Source organism: Pseudomonas sp. EGD-AK9, assembly GCF_000465935.2.
Taxonomy (GTDB): domain Bacteria; phylum Pseudomonadota; class Gammaproteobacteria; order Pseudomonadales; family Pseudomonadaceae; genus Aquipseudomonas.
The window spans coordinates 1-16,280 of record NZ_AVOF01000640.1 but is presented as its reverse complement, the minus strand read 5'-3'; the positions used below and the strand labels follow the sequence as shown (position 1 = coordinate 16,280).

Genomic DNA, 16,280 nt, shown 5'->3' with positions numbered 1-16,280 from the left:
GCCGACCAGTGCCGAGGCCGCGGCGTTCACCCCGGCCTGCCAGGCGCTGCGTGCCTGCTGCACCAGCTGGCGCTCGACCCGCTGCGGCCAGAGCACCGCGCTGACTGCGGTGGCGCAGACAATCCCCAGGCAGATTTCCGTGCAGCGCGCCACCGCCTGATCGAACACCGTCAGCGGCGCGTCGATGGCCGGCAGGCCGATGATCGCCACGGTGTAGCCGGCCAGCACGAAGGCATAGCTCCAGGCGCTGCGCAGCATGCTCGAGGCGGCGGTGCACAGCCCCAGCCAGAACGCCAGGGCGAGCAGGAACAACCAGGGCGCCTGGGCGAACAGCGCCATCAGCAGCACCGCCATGACGGTGCCGACCAGGGTGCCGAGCAGGCGCGCCAGGCCCTTCTGCACCACCATGCCGGACAGCGGCTGGGCGACGATAAAGGCGGTCATCAACGCCCACTGCGGCTGCGGCAGATCGAAACGGAAGGCGAACCACAGCGCCAGGCCGCCGCCCAGCAGGGTCTTGATCGCAAACTGAAGGGCCTGGGCGCTGGGCGCCACAAAGGCCAGCAGGGCATCGCGCATGGAATCGGCTTCAAGGACTGGGCGAGGAAAGCGTAGACGAGCGTCATAGCGCCTACGAAACAAGCTAATTATTAGCTAGCTACTTAGTTTGCGTCCAGCCCCGCACGCCGCACGCCCATAAAAAAGGGCGACCGAAGTCGCCCGAATTGCCTTGCGTGCCCTGTAAACCGAAAAGATCAGCTCGGCTTGCGCTTGTGCGAATCCTTCCAGATGAAGTAACCGACCCCGCCGAAAAAGGCGACCATCAGAACAACCGTGCCGACTCCGGCGAGAACCACTGTATCGACGAACATGGCTGCCTCCTGTTGTGCCTGCCTGTCTGGGATGACTGCACGTTACCAGCGGCGGCGGGAGGACAATTGATCTGGGTCAATGCGCGACGGCGGCCGCCGCCCTGGCGGCGGCAACACTGATCCAGGTCAAGCAATCGAGGGGCACGGAGCGAGCGGACACGGCGGCAGCGCCGCCCAGGGCGGCAAAGGGGCAGGAGGCTTCAGCGCTTCTTCGGTTTGTGCTTAGGCTTCTTCTTCGCCTTGGCCAGCGGCAGGGCCTGCTCGAAGGCCTGGCGCATCTCGTCGAGACGCTTGTCGTTGAGGTCGTGGATGCGCTTGCCGCGTTCGGCGGCGAAGTCGATCAGCTTGTCGTCGTTGCTCATAGCGGAAACCGGATCAGGCGAAAGGTCAGGTTCAGGCGCGGCGCGCAGGGCTGGCGCGTCTTCGCCACTTGGTGCTGCCAATGATGCTGGGTCGGCCCGCGCATGACCAGTAGCGAGCCGTGTTCCAGCATCAGCGAATGGCCGATACGCGTGCTGCCGACCCGGCGCAGGTCGAAGCGCCGGCTGCCGCCGAGGTTGAGCGAGGCGATCAGCGGATTGCGCCCCAGCTCGGCTTCGGCATCGCTGTGCCAGCCCATGGAATCCTGGCCATCGCGGTAATAGTTGAGCAGCACGGCATTGAGCGGCTGGCCTACGGCCCTCACGACCTGCCGGCGAATCTCATCGAGCAACGGCGTCCAGGGCAGCGGCTGGTGAAGCTTGCCGGAATAGCGATAGCGCGCCTCGGGCTCGCCGTACCAGGCGGTCAGGCGTGGCACCCGGTGGTAACGGCCATGGATGAACAGCTCCGGCTGCTGCCAGGGCGTCTCGTCCACCAAGGCGGCGAGCCAGATATCGGCCACGGCGGCGTCGACCCAGCCCGGCTGGTAGTCCAGCTCGGCATCGGCCAGCTCGGGCAAGGGATCGGCAAACAGCATGATGAGACTCGGAGAAAGACACAGGCGGCCAGTCTGTCAGACTTCCACATCCACCCATAATCCCTGGCGCGGCAGATCGCCCAGTGCCTGCTCCACCTCCTCCGGCTCGGCCGCGGCCAGCTGTTCGGGGGTGTAGCCGCGGCGCTGACGGCGGCGCTGCTCTTCGCGCAGCAGCTCCTCGGTTTCCTGCGGGTGGCGCTTGTCCAGGTTCAGCGCGCTTTCCTTGGCGCTGGCCTCGGCTGGCGTCACCGGCGGAATCTCGGGCTTGGGCTTGATCACGTCTTGCGAGGCAGTGACCGGCACCAGGCTGTGGGGGATAGGTGGTAACACGTAATCGCACCTCCTTTGGTCAGGCTGTCGGCCCCGCAAGCCGCGACTTTAGGCGGTGCTCGCTACACTTTCGACTGAGTCGAACGGCATAAGTGCCATGGCCGCTTTGGCCCGGGCAGCGCATCCGTTACCATAGCCGGCTTTTTCACGCGGGGAGACAGGCATGCAGTATCAACCGGGGCAACGCTGGATCAGTGACAGCGAGGCGGAATTGGGGCTAGGCACCATCCTCGCCGAGGACGGCCGCCTGCTCACCGTGCTCTACCCGGCCACCGGCGAGACGCGCCAGTACGCCACGCGCAACGCCCCGCTGACCCGCGTGCGCTTCGCCCCGGGCGACGAGATCACCCATTTCGAGGGCTGGAAGCTCACCGTGCAGGAGGTCGAGGACATCGACGGCCTGCTGGTCTACCACGGCCTCAACGGTCAGCACCAGAGCGTCACCCTGCCGGAGACGCAGCTGTCGAACTTCATCCAGTTCCGCCTGGCCAGCGACCGCCTGTTCGCCGGGCAGATCGACCCGCTGGCCTGGTTCGCCCTGCGCTACCACAGCCTGGAGCATAACAGCCGCCTGCTGCAATCCTCGCTGTGGGGCCTGGGCGGCGCGCGCGCCCAGCCGATCGCCCACCAGCTGCACATCGCCCGCGAGGTGGCCGACCGCATCGCCCCGCGCGTGCTGCTGGCCGATGAAGTGGGCCTGGGCAAGACCATCGAGGCCGGCCTGGTGATCCACCGCCAGCTGCTCTCCGGCCGCGCCGGCCGCGTGCTGATCCTGGTGCCGGAGAACCTGCAGCACCAGTGGCTGGTGGAGATGCGCCGGCGCTTCAACCTGGACGTGGCGCTGTTCGACGCCGAGCGCTTCATGGAAAGCGACGCCAGCAACCCCTTCGAGGATTGCCAGCTGGCGCTGGTCGCCCTGGAGTGGCTGAAGGACGACGAGAAGGCCCAGGACGCGCTGTTCGCCGCCGGCTGGGACCTGTTGGTGGTCGACGAAGCCCACCACCTGGTCTGGCACCCGGAACAGGCCAGCGCCGAGTACTCGTTGGTCGAGCAACTGGCCGAAGTCATCCCCGGCGTGCTGCTGCTCACCGCCACCCCCGAGCAGCTCGGCCAGGACAGCCACTTCGCCCGCCTGCGCCTGCTCGATCCGGCGCGCTTCCATGACCTGGACGCTTTCCGCGCCGAGAGCGGCCAGTACCGTCCGGTGGCCGAGGCGGTGCAGGAACTGCTCGACCACGGCAAGCTCAGCGCCCAGGCGCGCGACGCCATCGGCGGTTTCCTCGGCGACGAGGGCCGCGAGCTGCTGGATGCCATCGACGGCGGCGACGAAGCCGCACGCGCGCGCCTGGTACGCGAGCTGCTGGACCGCCACGGCACCGGTCGTCTGCTGTTTCGCAACACCCGCGCCGCGGTGCAGGGTTTCCCCGAGCGCGAGCTGCACCCCTACCCGCTGCCCTGCCCGGTCGAGTACCTGGAATTGCCGGTCGGCGAGCATGCCGAGCTGTACCCGGAAGTCGGCTACCAGGCCCAGGACGAGGTGGACGAGGAGCAGCGCTGGTGGCGCTTCGACCCGCGCGTCGAGTGGCTGATCGACACCCTGAAGATGCTCAAGAAATACAAGGTGCTGGTGATCTGCGCCCACGCCGAGACCGCCCTGGACCTGGAAGACGCCCTGCGCGTGCGCTCCGGCATCCCGGCCACGGTGTTCCACGAGGGCATGAGCATCCTCGAGCGCGACCGCGCCGCCGCTTACTTCGCCGACGAAGAATTCGGCGCCCAGGTGCTGATCTGCTCGGAGATCGGCTCCGAAGGCCGCAATTTCCAGTTCGCCCATCACCTGGTGCTGTTCGACCTGCCGGCCCACCCGGACCTGCTCGAACAGCGCATCGGCCGTCTCGACCGCATCGGTCAGAAGCACCGTATCCAGCTCCATGTGCCCTACCTGGAGAACAGCCCGCAGGAACGCCTGTTCCAGTGGTATCACCAGGCGCTGAACGCCTTCCTCGCCACCTGCCCCACCGGCAACGCCCTGCAGCACCAGTTCGGCCCGCGCCTGCTGCCGCTGCTGGAAAGCGGCGACGACGGCCAGTGGCAACAGTTGATCGACGAGGCCACCGCCGAGCGCATTCGCCTGGAAGGTGAGTTGCACAGCGGCCGCGACCGTCTGCTGGAACTCAACTCCGGTGGCGCCGGTGAAGGCGAGGCGCTGGTCGAAGCCATCCTCGAGCAGGACGACCAGTTCAGCCTGCCGATCTACATGGAAGAGCTGTTCAACGCCTTCGGCATCGACAGCGAAGACCACTCCGACAACGCCCTGATCCTGCGCCCCAGCGAGAAGATGCTGGACGCCAGCTTCCCGCTCGGCGACGACGAGGCGGTGACCGTGACCTACGACCGCGACCAGGCCCTGGCCCGCGAGGACATGCAGTTCCTCACCTGGGAACACCCCATGGTGCAGGGCGGTATGGACCTGGTGCTGTCCGGCTCGATGGGCAACACCGCGGTGGCGCTGATCAAGAACAAGGCGCTCAAGCCCGGCACCGTGCTGCTGGAGCTGCTCTACGTCAGCGAAGTGGTCGGCCCGCGCAAACTGCAACTGGGCCGCTTCCTGCCCCCGGCCGCCTTGCGCTGCCTGTTCGACGCCAATGGCAACGACCTGGCCGCCAAGGTCGGCTTCGAAACCCTCAATGACCAGCTGGAAAGCGTGCCGCGCGCCAGCGCCAACAAGTTCGTCCAGGCCCAGCGCGACGTGCTGACCAAGCAGCTCAACGACGCCGAAGCCAAGGTCATGCCGCGCCACGTCGAGCGCGTGGCCGAGGCCAAGCGCCGCCTGATCGCCGAGCTGGACGAGGAACTGGCGCGCCTGGTCGCCCTGCAGGCGGTCAACCCCAGCGTGCGCGACAGCGAGATCGAGGCCCTGCGCCAGCAGCGCGAGCAGAGCCTGGCGATGTTCGACAAGGCTGCCCTGCGTCTGGAAGCGATTCGCGTGCTGGTGGCCGGTTAAGTGCTGAAAAGCCCCTCTCCCTCTGGGAGAGGGTTCAATGCCCGCCACCTGTTATGCCTATCCGGGCGACGAACTGTGGCAAATGGTGCGCACAGCCTAGGCGGCCCCGCGACACCCTAGGGCTTGTCGTCCGCCTCGCGTGCCTCCAACTCCTCCAGCCTTTTCTGCAAAAACTGCCGATCCGGCCCCTGCTGCGCCAGCGCCAGGGCCTGGCGGTAGGCGGCACGCGCCTGTTCGCGGCGGTCCAGGCGGCGCAGCAGGTCGGCGCGGGCGGCATGGGCCAGGTGGTAATTGTCCAGCTCGCCGGCCGCCAGCAGCCGGTCGACCTGCGCCAGCCCCGCCTCGGGGCCGTCGCGCATGGCCAGGGCCACTGCGCGATTGAGCTCGATCACCGGCGAGGGCGTCAGGCGCAGCAGTTCATCGTAAAGGCCGACGATCTGCGCCCAGTCGGTCGCCTCCAGGCTCGGCGCCTCGGCATGCACCGCAGCAATGGCCGCCTGCAGGCTGTAGGGGCCGAAGCGTCGCGAATGCAGGGCCTGCAGCACCAGCACCTCGCCCTCGGCGATCAGCTCGGGGTTCCACAGACCACGATCCTGCGCCTCGAGCAGAATCACCTCGCCGTCGACGCCGCTGCGCGCGGCGCGGCGCGACTCGTGCAGCAGCATCAGCGCCAGCAGCCCCTGCACCTCCGGCTCGGGCAGCAACTCCGCCAGCAACCGCCCCAGGCGAATGGCCTCGTCGGACAACTGACTGCGGGTCAGCGAATCGCCGGAGCTGGCGAAGTAGCCCTCGTTGAACACCAGGTAGACCACCCGCAACACCGCCTCCAGGCGCTCGGGCAGCTCGCTGCGCCCCGGCACCTCGTAGGGAATCCGTGCATCGCGGATCTTGCTCTTGGCGCGGACGATGCGCTGGGCCAGGGTCGCGGGGCTGGCAAGAAAGGCACGGGCGATCTCCTCGGTGGTCAGGTCGCACACCTCGCGCAGGGTCAGCGCCACCTGGGCATCGTTGGCCAGCGCCGGGTGGCAGCAGGTGAAGATCAGGCGCAGACGGTCGTCTTCGAGCAGCTCGCCCTCCTCCAGCGGCGCCTCGTCGGGCAGCTCGGCCTGCTCGTCGAGCGGCTGGAAACGACGCTGGCGGCGCAGGTTGTCGATGGCCTTGAAGCGCCCGGTCGACACCAGCCAGGCGCGCGGATTGGCCGGCACGCCCTCCTGCGGCCACTGTTCCACTGCCACGCGAAAGGCCTCGTGCAGCGCCTCCTCGGCCAGGTCGAAGTCGCCCAGCAGGCGGATCAGGGTCGCCAGCACGCGGCGCGACTCCTCGCGATACAGGCGTTCGATCAGGGCGCCGATCTCGCTGGGTGTATCCATTGCAACGGCCTCCATGGCGACGACGAGGCTCAACAATGCCCGCTAAGCGGGCAATGGTCGAGCGGCGGCACGATCCGCCACTCGGCCTGGCACGCTGCGCATTGGCAGCGCCACGCCTGCCCGGCATAGTGCCGGCCATTCGATCATTGGATGGAGCCTCACTATGCGCTGGTTGTTGCTCGGCTTGGCGGGAGCCGCGATCTTTCTCTACGGCCGGATCAGCGGCGATGCGCAACTAAGCCTGCTGACCAAGGGCATTCCGGTGATCGCCCTGCTGCTCTGGCTGCGCCAGGCGCCGGCCGGCACCTACCGGCGCTGGATCGGCATCGGCCTGCTGTGCTCCCTGGCCGGCGACATCCTGCTGGACTGGCCGGGCGATCTGTTCGTGTTCGGCCTCGGCGCCTTCCTCCTCGGCCACCTGGCCTACCTGCGCGCCTACTTCTCCGACACCCGCCGCCCGGCCCTGCCCGCCCTGCTGCTGGCGCTCGGCGCCGGCGGCGCGATGTTCGCCGTGCTGGCCGCCAGCGGCCTGGGCCCGATGTTGATTCCGGTGGCCTGCTACGCCCTGGTCATCAGCCTGATGCTGTGGCGCGCCCTGGCCCGCCTCGGCAACCCCGAGCTGCAGCCGCACTCGACTTATCTGGCCGCCGCCGGCGCGGCGCTGTTCGTGCTGTCCGACAGCCTGATCGGCATCGATCGCTTCGTCGCCAGCTTCGCCGCCGCGCCCTATGCCATCATCCTGACCTACTGGCTGGGGCAATGGGGGATCACCGCCTCGGCCTTCGATCGACGCACCTGAACCGTTCCGCGGACGGGCCGGCAGGCCGAGCATAAATCGACTATAGGAGTTACAGAGCAGTCCACTTCAGGGTGAGCGATATGGTAGTCATCGGGCGGGCGGTCGGGCTGATTCTGCTGACGACCGGGTTGGCGGGCTGCGGCAGCTTGCTACCCAGCGAACGGGCCGAATCGCTGTCGCCCTTCGGCGACTACCTCGACGCCGAGATGCGTTACTCGCAGGCGGTGCCGGGGCTGACCGACCGCGCCGAACTGTTCTCCCTGGGCTTCGACCCGCTGGCCCATGGCAATGGCAAGATGCTCTCGTTCATCGACGTGCGGCTGATGTTCGTCCAGCCCAACGTGCCCATCGCCTACCTGCCGGACGGCCTGGTGCGCTGCCTGGAGGCCAAGGACCGCTGCGTCGGCTACGCCTTCGAGTTCACCAAGACCGATACCCAGCGGGTCGGCAGCTTCTGGGCCGACGTGCTGAACTTTCGCAAGAACCGCGAGCTGCAGGGTTGGGTGTTCCGCGCGGTGTTCGTGCTGGTCGACGACAAGCTGGTGCACAAGGTCAGCAACGGCGAGCCGAACATCCGCCGCCTGGAGGTCAAGCGCAATCCGCTGGGCCCGCTGCAGGGCGCCGGCGAATTCTTTTCCGACCAGTTGAAGTAGTGCCTGTTCAGCCCGGCCGCGCTCTTGGCTAAAATGCCGGCCTTTTCCGCTGCCCGTTGCGACCGCCCGTGAGCCAAGAACCCGACCGTCTATTCGCCCAGCCGCTGGCCGAGGTGCCCGATTTCGTCTTCAACGAGGACGTGGTGCGGGTGTTCCCCGACATGATCAAGCGCTCGGTGCCCGGCTACCCGACCATAGTCGAGAACATCGGCGTGCTCGCCGGTCAGTTCGCCCAGCCACACACCCTGCTGTACGACCTCGGCGCCTCGCTCGGCGCGGTGACCCAGGCGCTGCGCCGCCACGTGCGCGTCGATGGCTGCAAGGTGATCGCGGTGGACAACTCGCCGGCCATGGTCGCGCGCTGCAGCGAGTACCTGCACGCGCAGGACGCCATGTTCCAGGAACTGCTGCCGGCGGAAGTGATCGAGGCGGACATTCTTGCCTTCGAGCTGCAACCCGCCTCGCTGGTCACGCTCAACTTCACCTTGCAGTTCATCCCGCCGGAGCGGCGCCTGGAGCTGCTCACGCGCATCCGCCAGGCGCTGCTGCCGGGCGGCGCGCTGATCCTCTCGGAAAAGCTGCGCTTCGAGGACGCCGCCGAGCACGACCTGCTCACCGAGCTGCACGTCGCCTTCAAGCGCGCCAACGGCTACAGCGAACTGGAAATCGCGCAGAAGCGCAGCGCCATCGAGAAGGTGATGCTGCCGGACAGCCTCCAGCAGCACCGCGAACGCCTGCTGGCCGCCGGTTTCAGCCAGGTGGTGCCCTGGTTCCAGTGCCTGAACTTCGCCTCGCTGGTGGCCCTGCCATGATGCGCGATCTGGACCTCGACGCCCTGCAGGCGCAACTGGCCGGCACGGCGCTGCAGGACTGGGCGGCCGATCTGCCTGGTCAGCTCGATACCAAGCTGGCCATAGGGCACGGCGATCTGGCGCGCTGGTACGGCGCCGTGCAGGCGCTGCCGTCACTGACAGTGAGCGAAGTGGAGCTGGCGCAGCGCTTTGCCTTCGGCGGCGCCTGCGACGAGGCCAGCCGCGCACAATTGAAAGCTGCATTGCAGGGGTTGATTCCCTGGCGCAAGGGGCCGTTCGAGTTGTTCGGCGTGCACATCGACACCGAGTGGCGCTCGGACTGGAAATGGCAGCGCGTCGCCCCGCACCTGGATCTGGCCGGCAAACGCATCCTCGACGTCGGCTGCGGCAACGGCTACTACATGTGGCGCATGCTCGGCGCCGGGGCTGGCAGCGTGGTCGGCATCGACCCCAACTGGCTGTTCCTCTGCCAGTTCCTGGCAATGAAGCGCTACCTGCCGGAGCAACCGGTGTGGCACCTACCGCTGGCCTTCGAGGAGCTGCCGGCCAAGCTGCAGGGCTTCGACACGGTGTTCTCCATGGGCGTGCTGTATCACCGCCGCTCGCCCATCGACCACCTGCTCGACCTCAAGGACGCGCTGGTCAAGGGCGGCGAACTGGTGCTGGAAACCCTGGTGGTCGAGGGCGACGCCGAACAGGTGCTGGTCCCCGAGGATCGCTACGCGCAGATGCGCAACGTCTGGTTCCTGCCCTCGGTCCCGGCGCTGCAGCGCTGGCTGCGCCGCGCCGGCTTCGAGGACGTGCGCTGCGTGGACGTCAGCACCACCTCGGTGGACGAACAACGCGCCACCGAGTGGATGCGCTTCCAGTCGCTACCGGAATTCCTCGACCCGGCCGACCACAGCCGCACCGTCGAAGGCCTGCCGGCGCCGACCCGCGCCGTGCTGATCGCGCGCAAGCCGTAGCCCCTGGGGTACCGGCGCCCCCTACTCCGGCACTTCGACACTGACGTGGATGGCGTCGTGGCGCCAGAACTCCAGGTCGCAGTCGATGATGCGCCCGTGCTGGTCGCGGTTGACCCGGGTGATGCGCAGCGCCGGGCTGCCCGGCGCCACCTTGAGGCTGGCCGCGGCTTCGGCGTGCAGCGCGGTGGGCACCATGTCGAAGCGCACGCGGCCGTAGTGGATGCCGTACTCGCTGGCATAGAGGTCGGTCAGCGAGCGGGTCAGCTCGAACTCGAGAATGCCGGGGAAATAGGCCGGGTTCAGGTAGTGCTCGACGTAAAGCACCAGGCGCCCGTCGATGCGCCGCGCGCGGCACACCTGGTAGACGCTGGACAGCGCCGGCAGCTCCAGCACCTGGCAGATCTGCGCACTGGCCGGCATCAACCGCGCGCTGAGCACTTCGGTGGCCGGCACTCGCCCCTGTTCGGCAACCATGGCGTGGAAGTGCGTCCGCACCAGCGGGTTGTAGGCCACCCGCGTCGGCGAGACGAACCAGCCGCGGCGCTCCTCGCGGTAGACCAGGCCCTGCGCCTCCAGCTGGCCGAGCGCCTCGCGCAGGGTGATGCGGGTGGTATCGAACAGTTCGCTGAGCTTGCGTTCGGCCGGCAGCTTGCTACCGGAGGGCAGCAGGCCGCGGTCGATCTGCTCCTGCAACGCGCGGCAGATGACGGTGACGGCCCGCGGCGCTTCTTCGCGCATCAATTGTCTCCCTTATGGACTAGTCCAGCCCCATCGCAGGGCGAAAGTCGTGTGCTCGGACGGCTTACCAGCCTAGGCAGTCTAGATGACCGGCAGATGACAACCCTGCTACAAGCACGCCGCATGCCACCGCCGCCAAGGTCCGCAGGCCGCGAAATCAGTTACTTAGCCATGGTCTACGCTTGTTGAGCGCGCCAGCCGGTCAAGCCTAGACATCTGCCCCCGGCGACCCGACATAAAACTGTCATTGAAGGCGCCTAGATTGGCTCAGGTCTTGCTGATCTAGACCAACACTCTCATGCAAAGGAGTTTCCGATGAAACAACTGCTGCTGGCTTCACTGATGGGCTCGGCCATCGCCCTGGCGACCTCCGCCATGGCCGAAGGCACCGACTTGCAGGCACTGGAACAGGCTGCACGCGCCGAGGGCGCGGTGAATAGCGTGGGTATGCCCGACAGCTGGGCCAACTGGAAAGACACCTGGGCGGACCTCGCGCGCCTCTACGGTCTCAAGCACCAGGACACCGACATGAGCTCGGCGCAGGAAATCGCCAAGTTCGCCGCCGAGAAGGAAAACGCCACCGCCGATATCGGCGACGTCGGCGCCGCCTTCGGCCCCATCGCCGTGCAGCAGGGCGTGACCCAGCCGTACAAGCCGAGCACCTGGGCGCAGATCCCGGATTGGGCCAAGGATCAGGATGGCCACTGGATGCTGGCCTACACCGGCTCCATCGCCTTCATCGTCAACAAGCAGCTGGTCAAGGACATTCCGCGCTCCTGGGCCGACCTCAAGACCGGCACCTACAAGGTTTCCGCCGGCGACGTGAGCACCGCCGCGCAAGCCGTCAACGGCGTGCTGGCCGCCGCCATCGCCATGGGCGGCAACGAGAGCAACGTGCAGCCAGCGCTGGACTTCTACGGCGAACTGGCCAAGCAGGGCCGCCTGTCGCTGGCCAACCCGACCATCCAGACCCTGGAAAAGGGCGAAGTGGAAGTGGGCGTGGTGTGGGACTTCAACGGCCTGTCCTACCGCGACCAGATCGACCCCGAGCGTTTCGAGGTGCTGATCCCGTCCGACGGTTCGGTGATCTCCGGCTACAGCACCATCATCAACAAGTGGGCGAAGAACCCCAATGCCGCCAAGCTGACCCGCGAATACATCTTGAGCGACGCCGGGCAGATCAACCTGGCCAAGGGCAACGCCCGGCCGATCCGCGCCGAGCACATCGAGCTGCCGGCCGAGGTGCAGGCCAAGTTGCTGCCGCAGGAGCAGTACGCCAAGGTCCAGCCGATCAAGGACGCCGCTGCCTGGGAGGCCACCTCCAAGGCCCTGCCGCGCCTGTGGCAGGAGCACGTGATCATCAATATGAATTGATGCCGTCGCGCCACCTTTGATGCGTAGCCCGGATGCAATCCGGGGCAGGCGTCGAATGCTCCCCGGCTTGCATCCGGGCTACGACCGAACGAGAGAACCCCATGAAGCACAACGTCATCCTGGTGGTACTGGATGGCCTGAGCTATCAGGTGGCCCAGCATGCGCTGGGCCACCTGCTGGCTTACTGCCAGGCCGGGCGCGCTGCGCTGTACAAGCTCGACTGCGCACTGCCGGCACTGTCCCGCCCGCTCTACGAATGCATCCTCACCGGCGTGGCGCCCATCGACAGCGGCATCGTGCACAACGATGTGGTGCGCCTGTCGAATCAGCGCAGCATCTTCCACTACGCCCGTGACGCCGGCCTGAGCACCGCCGCCGCGGCCTATCACTGGGTCAGCGAGCTGTACAACCGTGCGCCCTTCGTCGCCGCCCGCGACCGCCACACCTTTGATCCGTCGCTGCCGATCCAGCACGGCCACTTCTACTACGCCGACCATTACCCGGATTCGCACCTGCTGGCCGATGCCGACAGCCTGCGCCAGCGCCATAGCCCCAACCTGCTGCTGGTGCATCCGATGAACATCGACGACGCCGGCCACAAGCACGGCCTCGACAGCCCGCAGTACCGCAACGCCGCGCGCATGGCCGACGTGCTGCTGGCCGAATACATCCAGACCTGGCTCGACGCCGGCTACCAGATCCTGGTGACCGCCGACCACGGCATGAACGCCGACCGCAGCCACAACGGCCTGCTGCCGGAGGAGCGCGAAGTGCCGCTGATCGTGCTTGGCAGCGCCTTCAGCCTCGACCCGGCAGCCCGCCCGCAGCAGACCGAGCTGTGCGGCACCGTCTGCCAGCTGCTTGGCGCGGCCCATGACAAAGCCTGGTGCAGGGAGCTGCTCGCATGAAGTCACCCATTGCCGGCAAGGGTTGGGCGTTGCTGTGCCTGCTGCCCTTCGCCCTGTTCTTCTTCGCCTTCCAGATCGCGCCACTGGCCTGGGTGGCGAGCAACAGCCTGAACACCGCCGAAGGCTGGGGCCTGGGCAATTTCCAGCAGGCCTTCTCCTCGGCCTTCTACCGCCAGGCCATGCGCCACAGCCTGGAGGTCGCCTTCTGGTCGAGCCTGTTCGGCATCGTCATCGCCATCATCGGCAGCTACTCGCTGCGCCAGGTCAGCAGTCGCCTGCGCGATTTCGTCATGGCGTTTTCCAACATGACCAGCAACTTCTCCGGGGTGCCGCTGGCCTTCGCCTTCATCATCCTGCTCGGTTTCAACGGCGCGCTGACCATCCTGCTCAAGCAGATGGGCCTGATCGAAGACTTCAATCTCTATTCCAAGACCGGCCTGATCGTGCTCTACACCTACTTCCAGATTCCCCTCGGCGTGCTGCTGCTCTACCCGGCCTTCGACGCCCTGCGCGAGGACTGGCGCGAGTCGGCCGAGCTGCTCGGCGCCAGCACCTGGCAGTTCTGGCGGCATATCGGCCTGCCGGTGCTGACCCCGGCGCTGCTCGGCACCTTCGTCATCCTCCTGGCCAATGCCCTCGGCGCCTATGCCACGGTGTATGCGCTGACCACCGGCAACTTCAACATCCTGCCGATCCGTATCGCGGCGATGGTCTCCGGCGACATCTTCCTCGACCCGAACATGGCCAGCGCCCTGGCCATGGTGCTGGTCGGCCTGATGACCCTGATCACCGTCGTCCACCAATGGCTGCTGCGCCGGAGCTACCATGTCGCCCGCTGAAAAACGCTCGCCGCTGTTCCACCAGCTGGTGGTCTACCTGCTGTTTCTGATCCTGCTGCTGCCGCTGCTCGGCACCCTGGTCTATTCGCTGTCCACCAGCTGGTCGGCGACCATCCTGCCCAGCGGTTTCACCTTCAAGTGGTACCTGACGCTGTGGAGCGATGCACGCTTTCTCGCCGCCTTCGGCCGCTCGCTGCTGGTGTGCATCGCTGCCCTGGCACTGGCGCTGCTGCTGATCCTGCCGCTGCTGTTCGTGGTCAACTACCACTTCCCCAAGCTGGACGCCGTGATGAACGTGCTGATCCTGCTGCCCTTCGCCATTCCGCCGGTGGTGTCCTCGGTGGGCCTGATGCAGCTGTTCGCCGCCGGCCCGCTGCCGATTCTTGGCACGCCGTGGATCCTGATCGGCTGCTTCTTCACCATCGCCCTGCCCTTCATGTACCGGGCCATAACCAACAATTTGCAGGCGATCAACCTGCGCGACCTGATGGACGCCGCCCACCTGCTCGGCGCCAGTACCTGGCGCGCGGCCTTCATGGTGGTGCTGCCGAATCTGCGCAAGGGCCTGATGGTCTCGGTGTTTTTGTCCTTCAGCTTCCTGTTCGGCGAATTCGTCTTCGCCAACCTGCTGGTGGGCAGCCGCTACGAAACGCTGCAGGTGTACCTGTACAACATGCGCAACGACAGCGGCCATTTCACCAGCGCCCTGGTGATCTCCTACTTCCTGTTCGTGCTGCTGATGACCTGGGCGGCCAACCGTCTGAACAAGGACAAATCCTAGGCTGGGTTGAGCTTGCGAAACCCAGATAGATTGATAAGGAACGACCGATGAGTTTTCTGAATATCCGCGGCCTGCATAAAAGCTACGGCGCCACGTCCATCTTCACCGACATCAACATCGAGATCGGCCAGGGCCAGTTCATCACCCTGCTCGGCCCGTCCGGCTGCGGCAAGTCCACCCTGCTGCGCTGCATCGCCGGCCTGACCGATGTCGATGGCGGGCAGATCCTGCTGGGTGGCCAGGATCTGGTGCCTATCCCGCCGCAGAAACGCGGCATCGGCATGGTGTTCCAGAGCTACGCGTTGTTCCCCAACATGACCGCCGCGCAGAACGTCGCCTTCGGCCTGCGCATGCAGAAGGTTCCTGCCGCCGAGGCCTGCAAGCGCGTCGCCGAGGTGCTGGAGCTGGTAGAGCTCAGCGACTACGCCGGGCGCTACCCGCAGCAGCTGTCCGGCGGCCAGTGCCAGCGCGTGGCCCTGGCCCGCTCGCTGGTCACCCGCCCGCGCCTGCTGCTGCTCGACGAGCCACTGTCGGCGCTGGACGCGCGCATCCGCAAGCACCTGCGCGAGCAGATCCGCGCCATCCAGCGCGAGCTGGGCCTGACCACCATCTTCGTCACCCACGATCAGGAAGAGGCGCTGGTCTTGTCGGATCGCATCGTGCTGATGAACGGCGGCCAGATCGTCCAGAGCGGCGACGCCGAAACCCTCTACACCGCACCGGCCGATGCCTTCGCCGCCGGTTTTATCGGCAACTACAACCTGCTCGACGCCGACGCCGCCAGCCGCCTGCTCGGCCAGCCGATCGGCAGCCGCGTGGCGATCCGTCCGGAAGCCATCCACTTCGCCGACGGCGGCATCGAGGCGCGGATTCGCAGCCACAGCCTGCTCGGCAACGTCATCCGCTACCGGGTCGAGGCCCGTGGCGTGGAGCTGCTGGTGGACGTGCTCAACCGCTCCGCCGCCGACCTGCACCACGACGGCCAGAGCGTCAGCCTGGCCATTGGCGCCGATGCGATCCGGGAGGTGGCGTGATGGCCCTGGCAATCTTCGATCTCGATGAAACCCTGATCCACGGCGACTGCGCCAGCCTGTGGGCAGTGGAAATGACCAAGCTGGGCTGGGCCGATGGCGAAGCCTTCATCGCCCGCGAACATGAGCTGATGCACCTGTACGCGGCGGGCAAACTGGCCATGGAGGACTACATGGCCTTCACCCTGGCGCCGCTGGTGGGACGCACGGCCGAGGAGGTCGCCCATGTGGTCGAGCCCTTCGTCGAGGACGTGATCGAACCGATCTTCTACAGCGACGCCAGCCGCACCCTGGCCGCCCACCGCGAGGCCGGCGACCGCCTGCTGGTGATCTCCGCCTCGGCGCACTTTCTGGTCAGCGCGATCGCCGAGCGCTTCGGCATCGACGAGGTGCTGGCGATCGACCTGGAACAGCAGCACGGCTTCTACAGCGGCCGCACCCAGGGCGTGCTGACCTACCGCGAAGGCAAGGTGACACGGCTACACGCCTGGCTCGCCGAGCAGAACGAGAACCTGGCCGGCGCCAGCTTCTACTCCGACTCGCGCAACGACCTGCCGCTGCTGCAACTGGTGGACAGGCCTTTCGCGGTCAACCCCGACCCGACCCTGCGCGCCCATGCCGAGCAGGCCGGCTGGCCGATTCTCAGCTGGCGCTAGGGTGTCGCGCCCCCTAGCGGCTCATGATGCCTTCGCAGGCCTCGATCAACGCCGCCGCCAGCTCCCGCGCATAGCCGGGCAGCTGGTTGCGCGCATGCAGCGCCACCTCCACCGGCGCCACTGCGGCGAAGCCTTCGGCCTCGCCCAGTTCGCGGTGCGCGGCGCTGATCAGCCGGCGCGGCAGCAGGGT

The 16,280-nt window shown here is 67.0% G+C and carries 18 protein-coding genes; 11 read left to right on the top strand and 7 right to left on the bottom strand.

The window, feature by feature from the left end; genetic code table 11:
* The 5 genes from N878_RS22060 to N878_RS22045 form a co-directional block, all read right to left on the bottom strand.
* On the bottom strand, positions 1-579 hold a 579-nt coding region (locus tag N878_RS22060; protein WP_031303721.1), incomplete at its 3' end, for an FUSC family protein.
* A 176-nt stretch (positions 580-755) separates the two neighbouring features.
* Complete coding sequence (gene ccoM, locus N878_RS29835) at positions 756-872, bottom strand: cytochrome c oxidase subunit CcoM (protein ID WP_021445694.1); 117 nt, start codon at positions 870-872, stop codon at positions 756-758.
* Positions 873-1,072: 200 nt separating this feature from the next.
* The gene (locus N878_RS29195; RefSeq protein ID WP_021445693.1) at positions 1,073-1,234 is read right to left on the bottom strand and encodes a hypothetical protein; all 162 of its coding nucleotides are present in this window, start codon (positions 1,232-1,234) and stop codon (positions 1,073-1,075) included.
* On the bottom strand, positions 1,231-1,830 hold the full coding sequence (locus N878_RS22050; protein ID WP_021445692.1) for an alpha-ketoglutarate-dependent dioxygenase AlkB: 600 nt from the start codon (positions 1,828-1,830) through the stop codon (positions 1,231-1,233). Before N878_RS22050 ends, N878_RS29195 begins: the two co-directional genes overlap by 4 nt.
* Before the next feature lie 36 nt (positions 1,831-1,866).
* A complete protein-coding gene (locus N878_RS22045; protein ID WP_021445691.1) occupies positions 1,867-2,160 on the bottom strand; it encodes a hypothetical protein in 294 nt (97 codons plus the stop codon).
* A gap of 163 nt (positions 2,161-2,323) precedes the next feature.
* Between N878_RS22045 and rapA the strand changes: the two genes are divergently transcribed.
* On the top strand, positions 2,324-5,164 hold the full coding sequence (gene rapA, locus N878_RS22040) for an RNA polymerase-associated protein RapA (RefSeq protein WP_021445690.1): 2,841 nt from the start codon (positions 2,324-2,326) through the stop codon (positions 5,162-5,164).
* A 116-nt stretch (positions 5,165-5,280) separates the two neighbouring features.
* Here the strand turns inward: rapA and N878_RS22035 are convergent, their stop codons facing one another.
* On the bottom strand, positions 5,281-6,534 hold the full coding sequence (locus N878_RS22035) for an RNA polymerase sigma factor (RefSeq protein WP_021445689.1): 1,254 nt from the start codon (positions 6,532-6,534) through the stop codon (positions 5,281-5,283).
* A 163-nt stretch (positions 6,535-6,697) separates the two neighbouring features.
* Here N878_RS22035 and N878_RS22030 point away from each other — a divergent pair, with 163 nt between their 5' ends.
* From N878_RS22030 to cmoB, 4 genes are all read left to right on the top strand, one after another.
* A complete protein-coding gene (locus N878_RS22030) occupies positions 6,698-7,333 on the top strand; it encodes a lysoplasmalogenase (protein ID WP_021445688.1) in 636 nt (211 codons plus the stop codon).
* Positions 7,334-7,413: 80 nt separating this feature from the next.
* Complete coding sequence (locus N878_RS22025) at positions 7,414-7,986, top strand: hypothetical protein (RefSeq protein WP_021445687.1); 573 nt, start codon at positions 7,414-7,416, stop codon at positions 7,984-7,986.
* A gap of 68 nt (positions 7,987-8,054) precedes the next feature.
* The gene (gene cmoA / locus N878_RS22020; protein WP_021445686.1) at positions 8,055-8,798 is read left to right on the top strand and encodes a carboxy-S-adenosyl-L-methionine synthase CmoA; all 744 of its coding nucleotides are present in this window, start codon (positions 8,055-8,057) and stop codon (positions 8,796-8,798) included.
* Positions 8,795-9,763 (top strand): tRNA 5-methoxyuridine(34)/uridine 5-oxyacetic acid(34) synthase CmoB, encoded by a 969-nt coding sequence (cmoB, locus tag N878_RS22015; protein WP_021445685.1) that lies wholly within the window; start codon positions 8,795-8,797, stop codon positions 9,761-9,763. Before cmoA ends, cmoB begins: the two co-directional genes overlap by 4 nt.
* Before the next feature lie 21 nt (positions 9,764-9,784).
* On the opposite strand, the gene N878_RS22010 is transcribed toward cmoB, so the two are convergent.
* Positions 9,785-10,501: a UTRA domain-containing protein gene (locus tag N878_RS22010; RefSeq protein WP_021445684.1), complete on the bottom strand. Its 717-nt coding sequence runs from the start codon at positions 10,499-10,501 to the stop codon at positions 9,785-9,787.
* Positions 10,502-10,816: 315 nt separating this feature from the next.
* On the opposite strand from N878_RS22010, the gene N878_RS22005 reads away from it, so the two are divergent.
* The 6 genes from N878_RS22005 (at position 10,817) to N878_RS21980 (ending at position 16,090) form a co-directional block, all read left to right on the top strand.
* Positions 10,817-11,875 (top strand): ABC transporter substrate-binding protein, encoded by a 1,059-nt coding sequence (locus N878_RS22005; RefSeq protein WP_021445683.1) that lies wholly within the window; start codon positions 10,817-10,819, stop codon positions 11,873-11,875.
* Positions 11,876-11,976: 101 nt separating this feature from the next.
* Positions 11,977-12,783: an alkaline phosphatase family protein gene (locus N878_RS22000; RefSeq protein WP_021445682.1), complete on the top strand. Its 807-nt coding sequence runs from the start codon at positions 11,977-11,979 to the stop codon at positions 12,781-12,783.
* Positions 12,780-13,622, top strand: a complete 843-nt coding sequence (locus N878_RS21995; RefSeq protein WP_021445681.1) for an ABC transporter permease subunit — start codon at positions 12,780-12,782, stop codon at positions 13,620-13,622. The genes N878_RS22000 and N878_RS21995 overlap by 4 nt, the downstream gene beginning before the upstream one ends.
* The gene (locus N878_RS21990) at positions 13,609-14,403 is read left to right on the top strand and encodes an ABC transporter permease (protein WP_021445680.1); all 795 of its coding nucleotides are present in this window, start codon (positions 13,609-13,611) and stop codon (positions 14,401-14,403) included. The genes N878_RS21995 and N878_RS21990 overlap by 14 nt, the downstream gene beginning before the upstream one ends.
* Positions 14,404-14,450: 47 nt before the next feature.
* On the top strand, positions 14,451-15,437 hold the full coding sequence (locus N878_RS21985; protein ID WP_021445679.1) for an ABC transporter ATP-binding protein: 987 nt from the start codon (positions 14,451-14,453) through the stop codon (positions 15,435-15,437).
* A complete protein-coding gene (locus tag N878_RS21980) occupies positions 15,437-16,090 on the top strand; it encodes an HAD family phosphatase (protein WP_021445678.1) in 654 nt (217 codons plus the stop codon). Before N878_RS21985 ends, N878_RS21980 begins: the two co-directional genes overlap by 1 nt.
* The last annotated feature ends 190 nt before the right edge of the window (positions 16,091-16,280 follow it).